At 53.7% G+C, this 19,758-nt stretch carries 19 protein-coding genes; 9 read left to right on the plus strand and 10 right to left on the minus strand.

Going from position 1 to position 19,758, the window contains the following annotated elements; translation table 11 throughout:
• Positions 1-11 precede the first annotated feature (11 nt).
• The 8 genes from ACMWJS_RS05775 to pspA all read right to left on the minus strand — a co-directional run bounded on the left by ACMWJS_RS05775 (position 12) and on the right by pspA (position 6,484).
• Positions 12-854 carry a carbohydrate ABC transporter permease gene (locus ACMWJS_RS05775; RefSeq protein WP_008501243.1) on the minus strand — a complete coding sequence of 281 codons (843 nt, stop codon included), beginning with the start codon at positions 852-854 and terminating at the stop codon, positions 12-14.
• Positions 841-1,722, minus strand: coding sequence for a carbohydrate ABC transporter permease (locus tag ACMWJS_RS05780; RefSeq protein WP_045908871.1), 882 nt, complete (start codon positions 1,720-1,722; stop codon positions 841-843). The genes ACMWJS_RS05775 and ACMWJS_RS05780 overlap by 14 nt, the downstream gene beginning before the upstream one ends.
• Positions 1,723-1,744: 22 nt before the next feature.
• Positions 1,745-3,037, minus strand: a complete 1,293-nt coding sequence (locus ACMWJS_RS05785; RefSeq protein ID WP_063621847.1) for an ABC transporter substrate-binding protein — start codon at positions 3,035-3,037, stop codon at positions 1,745-1,747.
• A gap of 14 nt (positions 3,038-3,051) precedes the next feature.
• Complete coding sequence (locus ACMWJS_RS05790; protein ID WP_334760914.1) at positions 3,052-4,749, minus strand: alpha-amylase family glycosyl hydrolase; 1,698 nt, start codon at positions 4,747-4,749, stop codon at positions 3,052-3,054.
• A gap of 196 nt (positions 4,750-4,945) precedes the next feature.
• Positions 4,946-5,170 (minus strand): phage shock protein PspD, encoded by a 225-nt coding sequence (gene pspD, locus ACMWJS_RS05795; protein WP_023312043.1) that lies wholly within the window; start codon positions 5,168-5,170, stop codon positions 4,946-4,948.
• A gap of 12 nt (positions 5,171-5,182) precedes the next feature.
• Positions 5,183-5,542: an envelope stress response membrane protein PspC gene (gene pspC, locus ACMWJS_RS05800; protein WP_023617934.1), complete on the minus strand. Its 360-nt coding sequence runs from the start codon at positions 5,540-5,542 to the stop codon at positions 5,183-5,185.
• On the minus strand, positions 5,542-5,766 hold the full coding sequence (gene pspB / locus ACMWJS_RS05805; protein WP_023312045.1) for an envelope stress response membrane protein PspB: 225 nt from the start codon (positions 5,764-5,766) through the stop codon (positions 5,542-5,544). The genes pspC and pspB overlap by 1 nt, the downstream gene beginning before the upstream one ends.
• Before the next feature lie 49 nt (positions 5,767-5,815).
• Positions 5,816-6,484: a phage shock protein PspA gene (pspA, locus tag ACMWJS_RS05810; protein ID WP_023617933.1), complete on the minus strand. Its 669-nt coding sequence runs from the start codon at positions 6,482-6,484 to the stop codon at positions 5,816-5,818.
• Between the two features lie 166 nt (positions 6,485-6,650).
• On the opposite strand from pspA, the gene pspF reads away from it, so the two are divergent.
• The 7 genes from pspF (at position 6,651) to ACMWJS_RS05845 (ending at position 14,085) form a co-directional block, all read left to right on the plus strand.
• Entirely contained in the window at positions 6,651-7,628 is a 978-nt protein-coding gene (pspF, locus tag ACMWJS_RS05815) for a phage shock protein operon transcriptional activator (RefSeq protein ID WP_334760916.1), read from the plus strand.
• A gap of 87 nt (positions 7,629-7,715) precedes the next feature.
• The gene (sapA, locus tag ACMWJS_RS05820; RefSeq protein WP_045908875.1) at positions 7,716-9,356 is read left to right on the plus strand and encodes an ABC transporter substrate-binding protein SapA; all 1,641 of its coding nucleotides are present in this window, start codon (positions 7,716-7,718) and stop codon (positions 9,354-9,356) included.
• Entirely contained in the window at positions 9,353-10,318 is a 966-nt protein-coding gene (sapB, locus tag ACMWJS_RS05825) for a putrescine export ABC transporter permease SapB (protein WP_023616846.1), read from the plus strand. The genes sapA and sapB overlap by 4 nt, the downstream gene beginning before the upstream one ends.
• A complete protein-coding gene (gene sapC, locus ACMWJS_RS05830) occupies positions 10,305-11,195 on the plus strand; it encodes a putrescine export ABC transporter permease SapC (protein WP_045908876.1) in 891 nt (296 codons plus the stop codon). Before sapB ends, sapC begins: the two co-directional genes overlap by 14 nt.
• Positions 11,195-12,187 (plus strand): putrescine export ABC transporter ATP-binding protein SapD, encoded by a 993-nt coding sequence (gene sapD, locus ACMWJS_RS05835; RefSeq protein ID WP_008501228.1) that lies wholly within the window; start codon positions 11,195-11,197, stop codon positions 12,185-12,187. Before sapC ends, sapD begins: the two co-directional genes overlap by 1 nt.
• A gap of 1 nt (position 12,188) precedes the next feature.
• Positions 12,189-12,995 (plus strand): putrescine export ABC transporter ATP-binding protein SapF, encoded by an 807-nt coding sequence (gene sapF, locus ACMWJS_RS05840; RefSeq protein ID WP_008501227.1) that lies wholly within the window; start codon positions 12,189-12,191, stop codon positions 12,993-12,995.
• A 148-nt stretch (positions 12,996-13,143) separates the two neighbouring features.
• Complete coding sequence (locus tag ACMWJS_RS05845) at positions 13,144-14,085, plus strand: ATP-grasp fold amidoligase family protein (protein ID WP_223539066.1); 942 nt, start codon at positions 13,144-13,146, stop codon at positions 14,083-14,085.
• Here ACMWJS_RS05845 and ACMWJS_RS05850 read toward each other — a convergent pair.
• The gene (locus ACMWJS_RS05850) at positions 14,066-15,130 is read right to left on the minus strand and encodes an ATP-binding protein (RefSeq protein WP_414746789.1); all 1,065 of its coding nucleotides are present in this window, start codon (positions 15,128-15,130) and stop codon (positions 14,066-14,068) included. The two genes, ACMWJS_RS05845 and ACMWJS_RS05850, sit on opposite strands and share 20 nt — an antisense overlap.
• Positions 15,127-15,831, minus strand: coding sequence for a response regulator (locus ACMWJS_RS05855; protein ID WP_008501224.1), 705 nt, complete (start codon positions 15,829-15,831; stop codon positions 15,127-15,129). Before ACMWJS_RS05855 ends, ACMWJS_RS05850 begins: the two co-directional genes overlap by 4 nt.
• A 271-nt stretch (positions 15,832-16,102) precedes the next feature.
• Here ACMWJS_RS05855 and ACMWJS_RS05860 point away from each other — a divergent pair, with 271 nt between their 5' ends.
• A complete protein-coding gene (locus tag ACMWJS_RS05860) occupies positions 16,103-16,489 on the plus strand; it encodes a transporter (protein WP_262802796.1) in 387 nt (128 codons plus the stop codon).
• A 95-nt stretch (positions 16,490-16,584) separates the two neighbouring features.
• Positions 16,585-19,680, plus strand: a complete 3,096-nt coding sequence (locus ACMWJS_RS05865) for a multidrug efflux RND transporter permease subunit (protein WP_414746790.1) — start codon at positions 16,585-16,587, stop codon at positions 19,678-19,680.
• Positions 19,681-19,758 lie beyond the last annotated feature (78 nt).

Genomic DNA, 19,758 nt, shown 5'->3' on the forward strand with positions numbered 1-19,758 from the left:
AATTGGCCGCCTCAGCCCTTCACGCCACCGGCGGTCAAACCACTTTTAATAAAACGTTCAGACAGGGCGTACATGATGACCACCGGAAGTGCCGTCACCAGCGATGCCGCCATCATGCGACCCCAGATATAATCGGGTGTGCTAAAGAGCGTGTTCAGCCCGACCGGCAAGGTGAAGTTGCTGGCGCTGGACAGGAAAATGGACGCAAACAGATAGTCGTTCCACGCCACCATGAAGCAGTAGACAAACACCGATACGAGCCCGGATATCGCGAGCGGCACGGTAATACGGAAGATGATTTGCAGGCGGTTAAGGCCGTCCATCATTGCGGCTTCTTCTATTTCGTCCGGAATGGTGTCGAAGTAGCTGCGCAGCATGAACACCGCCGTCGGTAACGTCTGCGTCACCATGGTGATAATCAGCGCCAGCTCGGTGTCGTAGATCCCCAGCGCGGTGATGATTTTGAACAACGGCACCACCAGCAAGATGCCGGAGAACATGTAGACGGTGTAAAAACTCGCATTGATCGTCGTGCGGCCCTTAAAACGCAGCTTGGACAAGGCGTAAGCGCCCAGCGTACCGAGAAACACGGCAATCACCGATGAGGTCAGCGACACCACCATGCTGTTTCTGAAGTAATCCACAAACGGGAAGATCAGCGGGTTAAAGATGTCGATGTAATGCTGCAGCGTCCACGCCTGCGGCAGAATGGTCGGATGGAGCGAGATCGCCTCTTTGGCGCTCTTGAATGACGTCATCAGCATCACGAAGAACGGGAAAAGCGTGATGATCAGAAATACCGCCAGCCCCAGATAAAAACCAATACGGCTCAGTACGCGTTTATTTGTTGCCATTGAGGTTCACCCTTTTTCTGGTCAGCAGAATCACAGCGAAGATGATCACGAACAGCACCACAGAGATCGCCGCTGCTTTGCCCAAATCGTTGAAAGCGAATGCGGTTTTGTAGAGATAGACGCCCAAAATATCGACCTTCGTGGTCAGCAGGTAGACGTCAGCAAACATGTAGAACATCCAGATGGTGCGAAGCGTCACCACCGTGGCCAGAACCGGCATAATCGCGGGCAGCGTGACGATACGAAAACGCTGCCAGGCATTTGCGCCATCCATTTCCGCCGCTTCATACAGGGATTTATCAATGGTCTGTAAAATCGCCAGGAATGAGATAAACGCGTACGGGAAGTAACGCCAGATCGCGAACAGCACCACCAGTACGAAGCTGCTGTTCGGGTTGTCAAACCACAGCGGCGCCTGGTCATACAGGTGCAACAGGTCTACACCCAGATAGTTCACGATGCCGTAGCCGTTGTTGAACATGTATTTCCAGGCAAACACCAGCGAAATAGACGGCGTGACGTAGGATAAAATCACCAGTGAACGTGCCGTCTTGCGCAGGCGAAACTCGCGATTAAAGAAGATGGCGACGGCAAGACCCAGCACCGTGCTACCAATTACGACCAGCGCCGTGTACCAGAAGGTCATCCACAGCGAGTGCCAGAAAGCGGCATCGCTGAGAATGCGAATGTAATTGTCCAGTCCGACAAACACGGCGCTAATGCGCGGATTGAGCGGCAAGCGTAAAAAACTGATTTCAATATTGGAAATCATTGGCCAGGCCACCAGGCCCCCCAGCAGAATCAGGCTGGGGGCCAACAGCAGCATGGCGAAAGGCATATCTGAACGACCAGAAAACAACGTCTTCATAATTTCCTTCCGCAGAGCGCTCCTATCGTTGTGTAATGAGATCAGTCAGTCGCTTCTGGCTGCTGCTTAACGTTGTGTTAAGGTCCTTCTGCCCCACCGTGACGTTATGCACCATGGAACTGATAATGCCGGAGCCCGTCACGTCGCCCATGCGGGTGAAGTTTTTATCCCCCACGGCGCCAAACACCTGCACGTTCGGGAACTGCGCAATCAGCTCATAAGGCAACTGCCCAAACGCTTTAATCACGTCGTTGTTTTTCCAGGTCTCCGTGCCCACCACCAGTTTGTTTACCGGCAGCGCCGCGCCCGGCGACATCATGACCCAGTCCGTCGCGTTTTGAGCCTGTTCCATCCAGGTAACAAACTTCTCGGCCGCTTTGGTCTCCGCTTCGGTTTGTCCGGTGGTGATCGTGAGCGAGGTGATCATGCCGTACACCGCCGATGACGTTTCAGTCGGGACAACGAAGCCCAGATTAGAAGGGTTTCCGTCCTTGTAGACGGCAGGCAGGATGTAGGTGGAGTAAACCGCCATCGGCGCAGAACCGTTCATGAAGGCGTCTTTGATCTCCATGACATCGTTCGAACCCGGCATGGTGGTCGCAGCCAGCGCTTTATAAAACGCCAGCGCTTTTGCCATTTCCGGGGTATCGATATCGACATTGCCTTTTGCATCAAACACGTTCGCGCCACCGGAAAGGGCAAACTGAGAGAATGACTGCTCGGTCATCACGCTTTCCGCCGTCGGCAGCGCGATGCCGTAATGCTTTTTAGCCGGGTCGTTCAGACGCTGGCTGGCTTGCAGAAGCTGTTCCCAGTTATGCGGCTCCTCAATGCCCGCCGCGGCCAGCACATCTTTGTGATACCAGACGCCGGAAAGCCAGGCGCTGACCGGCACGCCCGTCCAGGCTGCGCCATCTTCCGTACGGACTACGCGTAAGATTCCGTCATAGAAGGTGTTTTCCCCCACCGCCTTAACGGCTTCAGCGATAGCGTCACGATCCAGAAGCTGTTCTTTATCCATCACTTTTGCGTAATCATGGCTGACCTCAATCACTTCAGGCAGCGCGCCGGTTCTTGCCAGCGTAATCACCTTGGTGTTGTAGGCATCCTCTTCCACCGGTACCTGTTTTACCGTGATGTCAGGGTTCTCTTTCTCGAATTTTTCGATCAGTTTCGTAATAACGGCCTGACGCTCCTGCTCTACCGACGAGTGCATAAACTCAATGGTGACAGAGGACGCTTTGTCATCCTTACAGCCTGATAACAGGGCGCACGAAACCAGTGCTGATATCAGCACAATTCTGGGTGTTTTCATGTTTAAGGTCCTTTTTAGTTTTCTTTAATCCACAAAACCTGCCATGGATTTAGGGTCAGAGTCGTATCGGTAATATCTTCTCCGCTAATCAATTCCCTTCCGGCGTGAATATCAGATTCAACCGTTTGAGGAGCATCACTGAAATTAAATAGCGCTGTTATTTTTTCACCACAATCCGCCACGCGAACAATTTTTAAAACATGCTCACCTGACGTGCTAAAATAAGCCTGACTGTCAGGGTGGAATGCTTTTTCCGCACGACGCAGTTCGATTAACTGGCTTAACGCACAATAGACCTGATAACGCAGACTATTTTTATCTTCAAGCGCACTATCAATTTGTCCTGCGGTATATTTTTCGCGATTTATCGCACGGTTATATCCCAGACGCTCTACCCCGTCATAATCATTACGGGAGCCGAGAACACTCTGAATATAAATCGCAGGTACACCGGGGAAGCTTAAAAGGACGGCATGGGCCAGAATAAACCGGGCAATACGATCGCTATCATGGCTTTCTCGCGTACTTAATGCATCCAGATAGGTCACATTAATTTCATAAGGGCTTCGCGTGCCATCCGGATTATTTTTCCAGTTAACCAACGCGCCTTCAGACTGAAGCTTCTCTACAAGCGAGAGGATCTCCGACTCAGGTAATATTCCGCGTAATGGGTTAAGACCAATGCCATCATGCGAGGCCAGGAAGTTGAACCAGGTGGTTTTGGTAGAAGGCAACGTAAGCGACGCCGCCCACTGACTCAGCGTGCGCACATCCTGACAATGCACCGCATGCAGCACCAGCGGGGGCAACGAGAACTGATAAACCATCTGCGCTTCATTTTCGCCGTTACCGAAGTAAGAGACGTTATCTTTATGCGGAACGTTCGTCTCGGTGATTATCACCGTGCCGGGGGCAACCGCCTCGGTAATGGCGCGGAAAAGCTGGATGAGCTGGTGGGTTTGCTCAAGGTGAATGCAGCTCGTTCCCGGTATTTTCCACATGAACCCAACGGCATCCAGTCGAATATATCGCGCCCCTTCAATAAGGTAATGCAGCAGCACGTCGACCATCGCAATCAGCACCTGCGGAGAGGCGAAGTTGAGATCAACCTGGTCCTCACTAAAGGTGGTCCACAGGTGTCGTACGCTGCCATCATGAAGCGTGAAAGGGGTAAGAAGCGGTAAGGCACGCGGACGCGTCACCGCGGATAAATCTGTTTCAGGATCGACAGAAATAAAGAAATCATCATACCCTGGCATTTGCTTCAGGTAATTAGCAAACCAGGCACTTTTGGCCGACATATGATTGCAGACGAAATCAAACATCAGGCTAGCTGACTGTTTTAATTCAGCAACATCTCGCCATGTTCCGGTTTCAGGCGCAACTTCATGATAATCAATGACAGAAAAGCCGTCGTCCGAGGACCACGGATAAAAAGGCAAAAGATGGACATGAGAAAAAGAACGCGAAAGCCATTTGTTATAAAAACGTGTAAAAACAGGGAGTGCTTTCTCCCCTTTCGCTGAAAACTGGTCGGCATAGGTTATCAGAACGACATCTTTTTCATCCCAGCCCATTTTACGCTTTTCTGTAATAACAGAGGCGGCCTTTTCAATATTTTCCAGCAGCACATGAAGATGTGCTTCAGAAAACGTTTTTCCATAAACAAGATTAATGAGTGCTTTAATTTTTTCGTTCACTTGATTTTCCATGGTAGCGGTCCCACGGGGTGGCAATCTACTCCCATGAAAAATATCTGTCAACGGACCGGGCAGGAGAAAAACACGATTGCAAAGCAGCTCAGCACAATATTGTGAGCTGCCGCAAAGAAAGCAGGGTTAACGAGGAAGTGCGGTTAATCATCGCCAGCCCCTCTCCTGGAAGAGTAAGGGCTAACGCGTGAGGGAATTACTGGGACAAGTAGCGGCGCGACAGCCGTTTTGCCACTTTTTGCAACAGCGGTTCGAGCGCCACGGCCAGAACCATTCTGACCGGCTTGCGGGCAACGGATTTTATCGCCCACCCCGCCACGCCTGCCGGGCCGAAACGTAACGCGGTCAGCAGGACCAGTTTACCTGCGATTTTGAGGCCGGGTTTAACCTTCTGACCGGCCTGTTGCCAGTGTTGTTTCATCTCTTCTCTCTCTTAAAGCTGACGAAAACGACTTCTCAGCGTAAAAGTATCCGACGTGACATAGCGTTCCATTTCCCGTAACCGCTTCTCCCCGGCAGCGAGTTGTTCATCAACAGCATTAAGGAGATCGCTGCTGGTGGGGGCGCCTTCCGCCGCCAGTTCTCCTTCCGGCATCGGGTCAAGAACAAACGACAGCACGATGTACGCGACCAGGGTAATAAATGCCAGACCAAAGAAGATCGACAGCACCGTCACCACGCGTACCAGCTTAACCGGGACGTCAAGATAATGAGCCAGCCCGGCACAGACGCCGCGTACCATGCCCTGCTGTGGAATTCGCCACAGCTTTTTGTTCAGATTCAGTCCAGACATTAACGGTCCCTCCAGTTTGGATGTTCAGCATCCAGGATGGCTTCCAGCGCCTGAATGCGTTCACGCATTTTGTTCGCCTCATCGGAGAGCTGTACCAGACGCTGTTGTTCACTCTGGGAGAGCTCGCCCCGTGAGGAACGGTTGCTGTAGTGCAGCCATAGCCAAATCGGCAAAACGAACAGCACGAAAATAGTCAGGGGAATAGCCAGAAAAAGCGCGCTCATGTGTACTCCTTGTCTTACGATGCGGCACGTTCAGGTGCCGCACGAATTATTATTGGTTATCTTGCTTCATTTTGGCTTTCAGTGCCGCCAGCTGCTCGCTGATTTCATCATCGGCCTTGAGGTCAGCAAACTGCTGATCCAGCGACTTCTGCTTACCGATACCGTGACTTTCGGCTTCCGCTTCCATCTGGTCGATACGACGCTCAAAGGACTCAAAACGGGCCATCGCTTCATCCAGCTTACCGCTGTCGAGCTGGCGACGCACGTCACGGGAAGAGCTTGCCGCCTGATGACGCAGGGTCAGCGCCTGCTGACGCGCGCGGGTTTCGCTCAGCTTGTTTTCCAGCTCGCCAATCTCTTTTTTCATGCGGGTGAGCGTGTCATCCACCAGCGTCACTTCATGCTCGAGCGTCGCGACCATGTCTGCCAGCTTCTGTTTTTCGATCAGCGCCGCACGGGCCAGATCCTCTTTGTCTTTGCGCAGCGCGAGCTCTGCTTTTTCCTGCCATTCGTTCAGCTGAGCGGTGGCCTGTTCAATACGACGCGTAAGCTGTTTTTTCTCCGCCAGCGCGCGGGCGGAGGTAGAGCGGACTTCAACCAGCGTGTCTTCCATTTCCTGAATCATCAGACGCACCAGCTTCTGCGGATCTTCCGCTTTCTCCAGCAGTGAGTTGATGTTGGCGTTCACGATGTCGGCAAAACGAGAAAAAATACCCATAATTGACTCCTCATAGTTATGTTATCGGGCGATGCCCTGCTGTACAGATAATACAAATCTCATGCCAACTTTTTATCTTATTGATTTAACAGGCCATGGTTGATTTTCATGCAGTGAAGAACTATTCTTGCTTGGTGAATATCGCTAAGGAGTGGTTAATTTCATCATGCCTGGATACAAAGACAATTTACTCGGCGAAGCAAACAGCTTTCTGGAAGTGCTGGAACAGGTTTCTCGCCTGGCGCCGCTCAATAAACCGGTGCTGATTATCGGCGAGCGCGGTACGGGTAAGGAACTCATCGCCAACCGTCTGCACTATTTATCCGGGCGCTGGGACGGCCCCTTCATTTCCCTTAACTGCGCGGCGCTGAATGAAAACCTGCTCGACACCGAGCTCTTCGGCCATGAGGCGGGCGCGTTTACCGGCGCCCAGAAACGCCATCCCGGACGCTTTGAGCGCGCCGACGGCGGAACGCTGTTTCTTGATGAGCTGGCCACCGCGCCCATGCTGGTGCAGGAGAAACTGCTACGCGTGATTGAATACGGCGAACTGGAGCGCGTCGGCGGTAGTCAGCCGCTGCAGGTGAACGTGCGCCTGGTGTGCGCCACTAACGCCAACCTGCCGGAGAGGGTGGCAGAGGAAAAATTCCGTGCCGACCTGCTCGACCGCCTGGCCTTTGACGTCGTGCAGCTTCCTCCGCTGCGCGAGCGAAGAAGCGACATTATGCTGCTGGCAGACCAGTTTGCGATTCAGATGTGCCGCGAGCTCGGACTGCCGCTGTTCCCCGGCTTCAGCGATTATGCACGGGAGACGCTGCTCGCGTACCACTGGCCGGGCAATATCCGCGAGCTGAAAAACGTCGTGGAGCGTTCCGTCTATCGCCACGGCAGCAGCGAGACGGAGCTGGACAACATCATTATCGATCCTTTCCAGCGCGGCGTGCCGCCCTTGCCCGCACCAGCATCTCCAGGCGACGCCCCTGCTCTTCCCCTTGATCTACGCCAGTTCCAGCACGACCAGGAGAAACAGTTGCTGGAGCAAAGCCTGAAGATGGCGAAATACAACCAGAAACGGGCGGCTGAACTGCTGGGTCTGACCTACCATCAGTTAAGGGCATTGCTCAAAAAGCATCAAATGCGCTGACAATATCAGCACTTACCATAGACATTTTTACGAAGCAGGCGTAAGTGCGATACACTTTGCAGATCGAACCTAAAAACCTTAAAAATTATGCGTCTGGTTTTATCGTCCTTTTTTGCACTTGGTCTGTTTAGCAGCCAGGCCTTTGCCGCGCCCGGGCAAACGCCGCAGCCTGACATTCGTGACAGCGGCTTCGTCTATTGCGTAAGCGGCCAGGTGGATACCTTTAACCCGCAAAAAGCCGGCAGCGGCCTGATTGTGGATACCCTTGCCGCGCAGCTTTACGATCGTCTGCTGGATGTTGACCCGTACACCTACCGTCTCGTGCCCGAGCTTGCGGAAAGCTGGGAAGTACTGGATAACGGCGCCACCTACCGTTTTCACCTGCGCGATGATGTCGCGTTTCAGCGTACGCCGTGGTTTACCCCCTCGCGCAAGCTGAACGCGGATGACGTGGTCTTCACCTTCCAGCGTATCTTCAACCGCAACCATCCGTGGCATAACGTTAACGGCAGCAATTTCCCCTATTTCGACAGCCTGCAGTTTGCCGACACCGTGAAAAGCGTACGTAAGCTCGACAACCGCACGGTTGAATTCACGCTGACGCGCCCGGATGCCTCCTTCCTCTGGCACCTGGCAACCCACTATGCATCCGTTATGTCGGCCGAATACGCGGCTCAGCTGACGAAAAAAGATCGTCAGGAACTGCTCGATCGCCAGCCGGTTGGCACCGGTCCGTTCCAGCTGGCCGAATATCGCGCCGGTCAATATATTCGTCTGCAGCGCCATGAACACTTCTGGCGCGGTACGCCGCTGATGCCGCAGGTGGTGGTGGATCTCGGCTCTGGCGGAACGGGGCGGCTCTCGAAACTGCTCACCGGGGAATGTGACGTGCTTGCCTGGCCCGCAGCCAGCCAGCTCACGATTTTGCGCGACGATCCGCGTCTGCGTCTGACGCTACGCCCGGGGATGAATATCGCGTATCTGGCCTTTAACACGGATAAGCCACCGTTGAATAACCCTGCCGTTCGACACGCTCTGGCGCTGGCCATTAACAACCAGCGTCTGATGCAGTCGATCTATTACGGCACGGCGGAAACCGCCGCCTCAATTTTACCGCGCGCCTCGTGGGCCTACGACGGTGAGGCTAAAATTACGGAATACAATCCAGCAAAAGCGCGTGAACAGCTGAAAGCACTGGGGGCAGAAAACCTCACGCTGCAGCTTTGGGTGCCCACCAGCTCCCAGGCGTGGAACCCCAGCCCACTCAAGACCGCCGAACTGCTGCAGGCGGATATGGCGCAGGTAGGCGTTAAAGTGATCATCGTACCGGTAGAGGGCCGTTTCCAGGAGGCGCGCCTGATGGATATGAATCATGATTTAACCCTCACCGGTTGGGCCACCGACAGCAACGACCCGGACAGCTTCTTCCGGCCGCTGCTGAGCTGTGCGGCGATCAACTCACAGACCAATTACGCCCACTGGTGTAACCGGGAGTTTGACGCCGTGCTGCAAAAAGCGCTGGCTTCCCAACAGCTGGCCTCGCGCATCGACGCCTATGATGAAGCGCAGAAGATCCTTGCTCAGGAACTGCCGGTGCTGCCGCTGGCCTCTTCCCTGCGCCTTCAGGCGTATCGCTATGATATTAAAGGCCTGGTGCTGAGCCCGTTTGGCAACGCCTCGTTCGCCGGCGTGTCGCGTGAAAAAGAACAAGAGGTGAAAAAACCATGATTATTTTTACCTTGCGTCGGCTCCTTTTGCTGCTGGTGACGCTCTTTTTCCTGAACTTTGTCGGCTTTAGTCTGAGCTATTTCACGCCCCACGCCCCGCTCCAGGGATCGTCGCTGTGGGATGCCTGGCTCTTCTGGTTTAACGGACTGCTGCACTGGGATTTCGGCGTATCCAGCATTAACGGGCAGCTTATTTCCGATCAGTTGAAAGAGGTTTTCCCGGCCACGATGGAACTGTGCATTCTGGCCTTCGGTTTTGCCCTGATGGTCGGGATCCCCGTGGGCATGCTGGCCGGAATATATCGCAACAAATGGCAGGATAAGTTTATCAGCGCCCTCGCCCTGCTCGGCTTCTCCATCCCGGTTTTCTGGCTGGCGCTACTGCTGACGCTTTTCTTCTCGCTGACAATGGGCTGGCTACCGGTTTCTGGCCGTTTTGACCTGCTCTACACGGTTAAATCGGTGACGGGCTTTGCCATCATCGATGCGTGGCTGTCTGATTCGGTGTGGCGTCACGAGATGATCGTCAGCGCCCTGCGCCATATGGTATTGCCGGTGCTGACGCTGGCGGTTGCGCCAACAACCGAAGTGATCCGCCTGATGCGCCTGAGCACCATCGAGGTGTTTGACCAGAACTATGTCAAAGCCGCCGCCACGCGCGGACTGTCGCGCCTGACCATCCTGCGCCGCAACGTCCTGCATAACGCGCTGCCGCCGGTTATTCCGCGTCTGGGATTACAGTTTTCCACCATGCTCACGCTGGCCATGATCACCGAGATGGTCTTTAGCTGGCCTGGCCTGGGGCGGTGGCTGATTAACGCTATCCGCCAGCAGGACTACGCCGCGATTTCCGCAGGCGTGATGGTGATTGGTTCGCTGGTGATTATTGTCAACGTGTTGTCCGATATTCTGGGTGCCATGGCCAACCCATTGAAGCATAAGGAATGGTATGCCTTACGATAGCGTATACAGTGAAAAGCGCACACCCGGTGTGCTGCGTACCGTGTGGCGTAAATTCTATGGCGATACCACGGCAATGATCGGCCTTTATGGCTGTGCCGGTCTGGTGTTGCTGTGCGTCTTTGGCTCCTGGTTTGCGCCGTACGGCATTGACCAGCAATTCCTTGGCTATCAGCTGCTGCCGCCGTCCTGGTCCCGCTACGGGGAAGTCTCCTTCTTCCTGGGAACGGACGACCTCGGACGTGACGTGTTGAGCCGCCTGCTGAGCGGTGCGGCCCCGACGGTGGGCGGCGCGTTTGTGGTGACGCTCGCGGCCACGATCTGCGGGCTGGCGCTGGGTATTTTTGCGGGATCCACGCATGGCCTGCGCTCGGCGGTGCTTAACCACATTCTGGATACGTTGCTGTCGATTCCGTCTCTGCTGCTGGCGATCATTGTGGTTGCCTTTGCCGGTCCGCACCTGTCGCATGCCATGTTCGCCGTCTGGCTGGCTATCCTGCCCCGCATCGTGCGCTCGGTTTACAGCATGGTGCATGACGAGCTGGAAAAAGAGTATGTCGTCGCTGCGCGTCTGGACGGCGCGACAACCTTCAACATTCTGTGGTTTGCCGTGCTGCCTAACATCGCGTCCGGGCTGGTCACCGAGATCACCCGCGCCCTGTCGATGGCGATTCTGGACATCGCGGCGCTCGGCTTCCTCGACCTCGGCGCGCAGCTGCCGTCGCCTGAATGGGGTGCGATGCTCGGTGACGCGCTGGAGTTAATTTACGTGGCGCCGTGGACGGTTATGCTGCCGGGTGCGGCCATTATGGTGAGCGTGCTGCTAATCAACCTGCTGGGCGACGGTATTCGCCGTGCAATTAACGCGGGGGTGCAATAATGCCGCTTCTTGATATTCGCAACCTCACCATTGAATTCAAAACCGGTGAAGGTTGGGTTAAAGCCGTCGATCGCATCAGTATCACCCTCGCGGAAGGTGAAATCCGCGGGCTGGTGGGGGAATCCGGCTCAGGCAAAAGCCTGATCGCCAAAGCCATCTGCGGCGTGGCGAAAGATAACTGGCGCGTGACCGCCGACCGTATGCGGTTTGATGATATCGACCTGCTGCGCCTCTCTCCCCGCGAGCGGCGTAAGCTGGTCGGTCATAACGTCTCGATGATTTTCCAGGAGCCGCAGTCCTGTCTCGACCCGTCCGAACGCGTGGGCAAACAGCTGATGCAGAACATCCCCGGCTGGACCTATAAAGGTCGCTGGTGGCAGCGCGTTGGCTGGCGCAAGCGTCGCGCCATTGAGCTTTTACACCGCGTCGGGATCAAAGATCACAAAGATGCGATGCGCAGCTTCCCGTACGAGCTGACCGACGGTGAATGTCAGAAAGTGATGATTGCCATCGCGCTGGCTAATCAGCCGCGTTTGCTGATTGCGGATGAACCGACGAACGCGATGGAACCCACCACGCAGGCGCAAATCTTCCGCCTGCTGTCGCGTCTCAACCAGAACAACAACACCACCATTTTGCTGATCAGCCATGACCTGCAAATGCTCAGCAAATGGGCGGATAAAATTGACGTGATGTATTGCGGACAAACGGTCGAAACCGCGCCGAGTGAAGACCTGATCACCGCACCGCACCACCCGTATACGCAGGCGCTAATCCGCGCTATTCCCGATTTTGGCAGCGCCATGCCGCATAAGAGCCGCCTGAATACCCTGCCCGGGGCTATTCCGCTGCTGGAATCGTTGCCGATAGGCTGTCGTCTGGGGCCGCGTTGTCCGTATGCTCAGCGTAAATGTATCGAGACGCCACGCCTGACCGGGGCCAAAAATCATCTTTACGCCTGTCATTTCCCGCTGAACATGGAGAGAGAGTGAAATGGTCGAAACCTTGCTTGAAGTCCGCAACCTGAGTAAGACCTTTCGCTACCGCACGGGGCTGTTTCATCGTCAAACTGTCGACGCGGTAAAACCGCTCAGCTTTACCCTGCGTGAAAAACAGACCCTGGCGATCATCGGCGAGAACGGTTCCGGGAAATCGACCCTGGCGAAAATGCTTGCCGGCATGGTTGAACCCACGGCTGGCGAAGTATTGATTGACGATCACCCTCTGACGTTCGGGGATTACTCTTTCCGCAGCCAGCGCATCCGCATGATCTTCCAGGATCCATCGACCTCGCTCAATCCTCGCCAGCGCATTTCGCAGATCCTCGATTTTCCGCTGCGTCTGAACACCGACCTGGAACCCGAGGCGCGCCGTAAGCGTATCTTCGAAACCCTGCGCATGGTTGGGCTGTTACCGGATCACGAAAGCTACTACCCACACATGCTGGCCCCCGGCCAGAAACAGCGTCTGGGTCTGGCGCGTGCGTTGATTTTGCGCCCGAAAGTGATCATTGCTGACGAAGCGCTTGCCTCGCTGGATATGTCGATGCGTTCGCAGCTGATAAACCTGATGCTGGAGCTGCAGGAAAAACAGGGCATCTCGTATATCTACGTCACCCAGCATCTGGGGATGATGAAACACATCAGCGATCAGGTGATGGTTATGCACCAGGGTGAAGTGGTCGAGCGCGGCAGCACGGCGGATGTGATGGCCTCCCCGCTTCACGAGCTGACAAAACGGCTGATAGCCGGTCATTTCGGTGAAGCACTGACAGCCGATGCGTGGCGCAAAGACCGGTAAACAAACGTTGCGCCGCTTAATAAGGATTAAATAGCCTTAATACGCTGTTTAATCCTTAACTTTTTCATCTCCACAGCGGCTCCATATTCTCAGCAAAATACATCAACAGTTCTTCTCCAGAATATCCGGACATTACGGAGGAGAAGAAATGAACAACGCCACTTACATTCTCAAATATACCGAGTATCTCATCAGAAAATGTCGTTCATTTTTAATGACAGACCTGTACTTTCATACTGTGAGGCTCAAGAAAAAATCGGGGAAGCACCCTGACATTAAATCCCCCACGACGTTGAGTGAAAAAATATGTCATCGTCTGGTTTATGACCACAATAACGTCTATACCCTGCTTGCCGATAAACTCGCCGTTCGGGAATACGTAATCTCCAGAACAACACGAGTCAAAACGGTGCCATTACTTGGCGTGTACAGTAAGGTGTCCCAGATTGATTTTTCGACGCTCCCTGAAAAATTCGTCCTTAAGTGCAACCATGACAGTGGCAGCACAATAATATGTACGAACAAAGCGCAATTTAACGTCAGGGAAGCGTGTAAAAAACTCAGTCTCGCGTTAAAGAAAAATATGTACTACACCACGCGCGAATGGCAGTATAAAAACATTACGCCAAAAATACTTTGCGAACCGTTTGTCGATCTCTTTGATGATGCAGACAGGAACACAGCCCCCGAAATGCTGAGGATCCATTGTTTTCATGGCGTTGCCCACTATGTTGAAGCGGATTTTACGGATGACAGCGGCAAAGGTTTCATCAACGTTTACGACAGGTACTGGAACTTACAACCCTTTCAGATGGAATATCCGAATACACCGCTGGCGCCAGGCGAGCCGGCATTGTTCCGACAAGCGTTGCTGGCATCCCAGGAGCTGGCGGATGGCATTGACTACTGCCGCGTTGACCTCATGCTAAAAAAAGATGAAATCTATTTCAGTGAAATAACCTTAAGCCCGAGACGCGGCAAACTGTCGATTACCCCGCAGGAATGGGATGCTAAGCTAGGAAAAATATGGCATTTACCGCCGGCAGGCACTTTTGACCTGCCGCTGACGCTCACGAGTCGGGCCAGGTGAGTTTAAATATCGAGTGGTTTTGCGTTGATAAGGTATAGGTAACATCGCCACCATGCGCCAGCATGATGGCTTTTACCACCGACAAGCCCAAACCACAGCCTTCCGGGTTCAACTGTCTGGCGCCGTTATCGCGCTGAAAGGGCTGAAACAGGAAGTCATGAAACTCCCTGGGAATACCCGGTCCCCCATCCTGAATCAGGATAAAATTGCCTTTATCCGAAACACCATTTTTTACCGTGAGCTTGCGCGAAGTGGAATAGTGTAAGGCATTGTCAAATAAAACGGTCAGACACTGATTGATGCGTAAGGGATCGAATACGCACTGCTGCTCCCTCAGTTCAGTATGGACGGTAAATGCCTTACGGTTGAACTCGGGCATGAAGGTATCGAGCGCGTCCTGTATTGTCCCTTTCAGATCCGTTCTGGCCTGGTATAACGTGTATCCTGCCCCGCCATCCGAACTGATAACCCGGAGATCTTCAATCAGACGGGTTAATCCTTCCGTCTGTTTGAGGAGGTTACTAAACAGCACCGGGTCCGGGGTAAACACCCCGTCAACCAGCCCCTGAAGCCTTCCGCGTAAAATGGTGACCGGGGTTCTGAGTTCATGTGCAATCGCAGCATTCCAGGATTTCCGCTGGATATCCAGCGTTTGCAGCTTTTCTGCCATTTCATTGAAATCCGTAACCAGGTGATTGATCTCTCCCAGCCGGGAACTGGCACAGAATGCCCTGGCGTCCAGATCGCCCTGAGAAATTTTTTTCAGGCTGGACGCGACCGCGTTTAGCGGGGTGAGTATTCGCGATGAAAGTTTGACCGTAAAGAATACGGCAATGATCAGGCTGATCGTTGTCGCGGTCCCAATCCATACCCAGTCCCACATCGTCATCTGCTCGTCATCGCCCGCAGCAGGGCCGCCGGGAAGATGATCCAGAATAAAGGAGTAAAAAAACCAGGAGCCCAGTATGGCGATGGCAATTATCGTAAACGTCAGCAACAGCATATACGTTAAGATCTGACAACTCAGGACAGACTCTTTATTCATTTCTTTTCCCCAAGCCGGTAACCCATGCCCCTGATGCTCTCGGGAACGCCATAAAGACCGGCCAGCTCCAGTTTTTTTCGCAGCTTGCTCATATGGCTGTCGACGGTTCTGTCGAGCGTATCGCCTTCCGGCAAACACGCGTTGAGCAACTCTTCACGGGAACAGACCTTGCGCGGATACCGCACCAGATAAGAAAGCAATTTAAATTCGGTCGTCGTTAAGACCGGGGAGATAACCTCGGGCCCCGCAGTAACCTCCACGTAGAAATCATCCGGATAGACCGTAATGAATGGCGTTCTGAGCGGCAGGGCCCCCGCCTGCTGAAGCGCAGGCTTTGTTCTACGCAGCACCGCCTCAACCCGTGCGACAACTTCCGAAGGATTGAAGGGTTTGATGACGTAATCATCCGCGCCGAGCCTCAGACCCATAAGTTTATCGACGTCCTGATCGAGAGCGGAAACCATAATGACGGGGACAGCACTTTCATGGCGAAGCGTGGTAAGCACGCTCCAGCCGTCACACACGGGCAGGTGAATGTCCAGCAAGATGAGATCCGGTTTATGGAGGCGATTGAGCGTTATCGCCTGCTCGCCCTGCCTGGCCCTGAGCGTTTTCATTCCCGAACGCTCTAAGTAGCTCATCAGTATATCGGCGATTTCGTCTTCATCTTCAACAACAAGGATCAGCGTATTTTTGTTCATATTATCTCCGCGGGTGAAATCCCTTTAAGCACGCTATCAGATATCTTGAGCACAATAAGACACAGCCTCCGGGAAAAAGTGCCGTAGTCACGAAAATTTCCCGGTTGATTTAAATGCCCGGTTATTTCTCCACACAGCCTACACATTCAGTCAATAAAGACTCGACAATGTCCGTTCAAAATCGCTAATGAGGCATAACGCGTTGTGCATTGCGCGCTGCAAATTACCACTGTTTCTTAAAGATTTTATGAAGTTGGCTGAAATAATGAACATGGAACTTTCTAAATATTTGTCTCCTAAAAAACTGGGTATATATTCCCTGTTTCTGCTGCTGTCGTGGGGATTACTTTATACCTGGCTGGTGCTGGTACACAGAATGGATGAGAAAGTCGCCTCGACGCTGCTCTCCTCACCCCTTATCTATGGCTGCATCGCATTGTCAGTGGTTTTTCTGGTCATACAAAATAAAGCCGGCGCGTTCATTGAGCTACTTATCATCGCCTTCTGGCTGATGGTGATTTTTGTTTATCTCATTATTACGTTCACCGTGCTGTTAAACGCGATGCCCGATATTGAGGATCTGATCTTTTACTATGAATGTTATTTGATCATTTTTTTTGGTGGAGCACCGCTGTACCTCATTATGAGAATGATCTGAGCCCTTGCTCCACACGGCCTCCATAAACCGCCCACTTCCGCTAAACAGGTGCGCGGTAGAGTCTCTGCCTCACTCTTTTGCACAAAAATAACCCAATGCCTCATTTTTTTATCGAACGTCCCATTTTCGCCTGGGTTGTGGCGCTGTTTATCGTCCTGACGGGTCTCCTGTCTATTCCTCGTTTGCCGGTTGCGCAGTATCCGGCGGTGGCTCCGCCAGGCATCATTATTTCCGTCAGTTACCCGGGGGCCAGCCCCGATATCATGAATACGTCGGTGATATCGTTAATCGAACGCGAAATCTCTGGCGTAGATAATTTGCTCTACTTCGAATCATCCAGCGACACAACCGGTTCGGCATCGATTACCGTCACGTTTAAACCCGGTACGGATATCAAGCTGGCACAGATGGATCTGCAGAACCAGATAAAGATCGTCGAGCCTCGTCTTCCTCAGGCGGTAAGACAAAACGGCATTAACGTCGAGGCCGCTAATTCTGGATTTTTAATGATGGTGGGGCTGAAGTCCACCAGCGGTCAATTCGAAGAAGCCGACTTAAGCGATTATTTTGCCCGAAACGTCAGTGACGAGCTTCGTCGCGTGCCCGGCGTAGGGAAAGTTCAGCTGTTTGGCGGCGAAAAAGCGCTGCGTATCTGGCTGGATCCGATGAAGCTCCACAGCTACGGCCTTTCGGTGAGCGATGTGCTTACTGCTGTTGGCCAGCAAAATGCCCTGGTTTCGCCCGGCAAAACGGGAGATGAGCCAGCATCTGCGGGACAAGGCGTAACATATCCCATCACCGTGAAGGGGCAACTCACTTCGGTAGAGGCGTTCAGAAACATTACCCTGAAATCAGATGCATCGGGCGCGAGGCTGAAACTGTCCGACGTCGCGCGCGTTGAGTCCGGCCTGCAAAGTTACGCTTTCGGTATCCGCGAAAATGGCGTGCCCGCAACGGCTGCGGCAATCCAGCTCTCGCCGGGTGCCAACGCAATGAGTACGGCTTCAGGCGTACGCGCGCGCATCGACGAGCTTTCCCAGGTATTACCGGAAGGAATGGCGTTTACGGTTCCCTTCGATACCGCGCCGTTTGTGAAGCTGTCTATCCTGAAGGTGGTTCAGACCTTTGTAGAAGCGATGGTCCTGGTCTTCCTGGTGATGCTTCTGTTTCTGCATAAGATACGCTGCACGCTTATCCCGGCGATTGTTGCTCCCGTCGCACTTCTTGGCACCTTCACGGTGATGTTATTGAGCGGATACTCCATCAATATTCTGACGATGTTCGGCATGGTGCTGGCGATAGGGATTATCGTTGATGATGCCATTGTGGTTGTGGAGAACGTCGAACGACTGATGGCGGAAAAATGCCTCTCCCCACAAGACGCTACACGGCAGGCCATGCAGGAGATCACCCCGGCGATTATCGGGATCACGCTGGTGCTAACTGCCGTCTTTATCCCCATGGGGTTTGCTGAGGGTTCGGTCGGGATTATCTATCGACAATTTTGTATTTCTATGGCGGTCTCCATACTGCTATCCGCGTTTCTAGCCCTGACACTAACGCCTGCCCTGTGCGCCACGTTACTCAAGCCGCACAAGGCAGGAAAGAGCGGAAGTGGAAGGTTCGCGGCCAGGTTTAACGCGCGCTTCCGTTTGCTCACCATCTGTTACGAAGCCGGGCTGGGTGCCGTTCTGAAGCGAACCGGGCGTATGCTGCTCCTGTACGTTGCGCTTTGCACGGCGCTGTTTGTTGGATTGTCTTCGCTACCGTCGTCCTTTCTGCCGGATGAAGATCAGGGCTACTTTATGTCCTCTATCCAGCTGCCTTCTGATGCCACGATGCAACGCACCCTCAACGTGGTTAAAAAATTTGAAGCGGAAATTGCGGCCCGGCCGGACATTGAAAGCAACATTATGATCCTGGGGTTTGGCTTTTCAGGTTCAGGACCGAATTCGGCCATGGCCTTCACCACGCTGAAGGACTGGAAAAATCGGCAGGGCTCGACGGCTCAGGATGAAGCCGACCACATACAGGACAGCATGACGAACGTCACTGATGCCGTCACAATGAGCCTGCTCCCGCCGGCCATTTCGGATATGGGCACCTCCTCGGGCTTCACCTGGTACGTTCAGGACAGAGCGGGAGCAGGCTATGAAGCTCTAAAGAGGGCCGCCGACGCGCTGGTTCTGCAGGCTAATCAACGCCCTGAACTCAGTGATGTCTATATAGACGGTCTGCCGGAAGGAACCAGCCTTGCGCTTCTGGTTGACCGGGAAAAGGCGGAAGCGATGGGCGTCTCATTCGATGAAATCAACCAGACGCTCTCCGTCACCCTGGGCTCAAATTACGTCAACGACTATACGAATAACGGCCGCGTTCAACAGGTGATTATGCAGGCCGACGCCCCCTACCGAATGCAGCCTGAACAGATACTGAAACTATCAGTGAAAAACCGGATGGGTGAGATGGTGCCGGTATCAACGTTTGCGACGATCTCCTGGAAGGTTGCGCCGCAGCAGTTGACGCGATACCAGGGTTATTCTGCTATACGGATTACCGGAAGTGCGGCGTCAGGCGTATCCAGCGGCACCGCAATGAAGATCATGGAGGGTTTGTCCAGGAGCCTGCCTCAGGGCATGGCGGGTGAGTGGGCCGGGAGTTCGTTGCAGGAGAAAAAATCGGAATCGCAGCTTCCGGGCCTGATCGCCCTGTCGATACTGGTTGTGTTTATGGTGCTCGCCGCCCTGTATGAGAGTTGGTCTATTCCTTTTGCGGTCATGCTGGTTGTTCCACTGGGCCTTATCGGCGCGGTGATAGCGGTGTTTGTTGCCGGTATGACCAATGACGTGTTCTTTAAGGTCGGTCTGATTACGCTCATCGGCCTGTCGGCCAAGAACGCCATTCTGATTGTGGAGTTTGCCAGACAGCTGCATCGCGAAGGGCAACCCCTGCTGGCGGCGACCATTCATGCCGCCAGTCAGCGCCTGCGCCCCATACTGATGACATCGTTAGCCTTTACCTTAGGGGTTGTTCCTCTGATGCTGGCCAGTGGTGCAAGCGACAGTACGCAGCATGCCATCGGTACCGGCGTATTTGGCGGCATGATTAGCGGTACGCTTCTCGCGATCTTCTTCGTACCGGTTTTCTTTGTCGTTATTGCGCGCTTCATCGGCAACATCAGGAAAGCGTGAACACCCTTGCGGGATCGCGCCTCCTCGCTGGTTGGATGAGGCGAAGCTGTTGCCGGGTGATATACTGGACGAATGCTG

The sequence above is a fragment of the Enterobacter sp. HK-058-C-ECC genome, assembly GCF_047531125.1.
GTDB lineage: Bacteria > Pseudomonadota > Gammaproteobacteria > Enterobacterales > Enterobacteriaceae > Enterobacter > Enterobacter quasiroggenkampii.